Source organism: Actinokineospora sp. (genome assembly GCF_050699995.1).
In the GTDB taxonomy this organism is placed as follows: Bacteria; Actinomycetota; Actinomycetes; order Mycobacteriales; family Pseudonocardiaceae; genus Actinokineospora.
The window spans coordinates 1-1,686 of sequence record NZ_JBOHGC010000304.1 but is presented as its reverse complement, the minus strand read 5'-3'; the positions used below and the strand labels follow the sequence as shown (position 1 = coordinate 1,686).

1 protein-coding gene is annotated in these 1,686 nt (G+C 71.8%); it reads right to left on the bottom strand.

Features of this window, described 5'->3' with window-relative positions; all coding sequences use genetic code 11:
- Positions 1-137: 137 nt before the first annotated feature.
- Positions 138-1,559, bottom strand: coding sequence for a PLP-dependent aminotransferase family protein (locus ACRDSQ_RS15205; RefSeq protein WP_431421794.1), 1,422 nt, complete (start codon positions 1,557-1,559; stop codon positions 138-140).
- Positions 1,560-1,686 lie beyond the last annotated feature (127 nt).

Sequence of the window (1,686 nt, the reverse complement as noted above, 5' to 3'; positions counted from 1 at the left end):
CGGCAGCCGCCTGCGATCCTGTTGTTCTCACAAACACATGATCAACAGGCGGCTGCCCCATGCCGAACGCAGGCCCCCAGCCACACATCCCCGCAGGTCACACCCCGAATGGCTGCTGCCGTACTAGATCACAGTGCTCAGCGGGCGAAGGATCGCCAGGCCTCGACCAGCCGCGCGGTCGCTAGGTCCATCCGGTCGTGCGGCGCGAGGAATGGCACCCGCAGGTGTGCGCGGCCCGCGTCGCGCGAGTCGAACACGGTGCCTGGCAGCAGGCCCACACCGAACCGCAGCGCATGCTGGACGAAACAGCCGCTGTCCACACCGGGCAGTTCGACCCACAGCGTCTGTCCACCCTGGGCACGCTGGAACCGCCAGTCCGGCAGCCGCTCGGCGAGGAACGCGCAGAGGGAGTCGTGCCGCTGCCGCAGGACGTCCGCCCGTTCCCGGCTGAGCCGATCGATCTCGGGCACCAGTTCCACCGCGACCAACTGGCTGACGACGTCGCTGCCGAGGTCGTGCATGGCTTTCAGGCGCGCCAGTTTTCCCACGGTGGCCGCCGAGGCGCGCAGCCAGCCGACCCGCAGTCCACCCCAGACGATCTTGCTGAGCGAGCCGACGGTGATGACATGCCCGTTGTGCGCGGCCGCGGCCAGCGGCGGCGGGGGCTCCCCGGCGAACCCGAGACCGGCCAACACGTCGTCCTCGACGACGGGAACGCCCGCCTCGGCCGTCGCCTCGACGACGCGTCTGCGGACCAGTGACGGGATCACCCCGCCCGTCGGGTTGTGGTTGGTGGGCACCAGATAGGCCAACGCGGACCGCCGCTCAGCGACCAACTCGGCGAACCGGTTCGCGTCCCACTCGCCGCCGCCGACCGGCAGCAGCGACAACCGTGCGCCCGCGTTCTGGAACAGCGTCAGCGCCCCCGGGTACGTCGGCGCCTCCACGACGACCCCGTCGCCCGACCGCACGAACAGGTGGGTGATCAGCGAGAGCGCCTGCTGCCCGCCGGTGGTGACCAGGATCTGGTCGTCGTCGGTCGGCACCCCGCGCTCCCGGTACCACCGCGCCAGCGCGGCCCGCAGCGACGGATGGCCCGCGGGGTGGTAGCCGAGATCGCCGCCCTCGGAGCGCCGCGGCAGCGAGTCGACGACCCGGTGCAGGATGTCGGTGATCTCGCCCGAGACGTGGTCGGGTCCGGCGCTGGTCATGCTGACGACGTCGTCGGCATCGTCGATCAGGTGCAGGAACATCGGATTCGCGGTCTCGCCGCCCGCCGCCGTCGCCTGCCCGGGGCCGGTGACGACCGTCCCGCTGCCCTGGACGCGGGTGATCCGGCCGGTCCCGCGCAAGGTCTCGTACGCCGTCACCACGGTGCCGCGGCTCACCGACAGGGCCATCGCCAGCGCTCGGTCCGTGGGCAGCCGCGCGCCCGCGCCCAGCCTGCCCTCATCGATGAGCCTGCCGAGCCGGGCGGCCAGCAGGCCGTGCAGCGGGCCCTGCGGGCCGGACCACCGGCCGAGCATGCCGACGACCTCGGTCGCGGATACCTGGTTCACTCGCAACCAATCGGCGCGTATTGGTCCTGTCCGCCAGTCGGTCGCGGCCGGAGACTCGGGCCGGTGCGACAGTCGACTGGCGCCCCCAGAACCGGGACGTATATAAACCTGCTCCTCGCCACGGCGT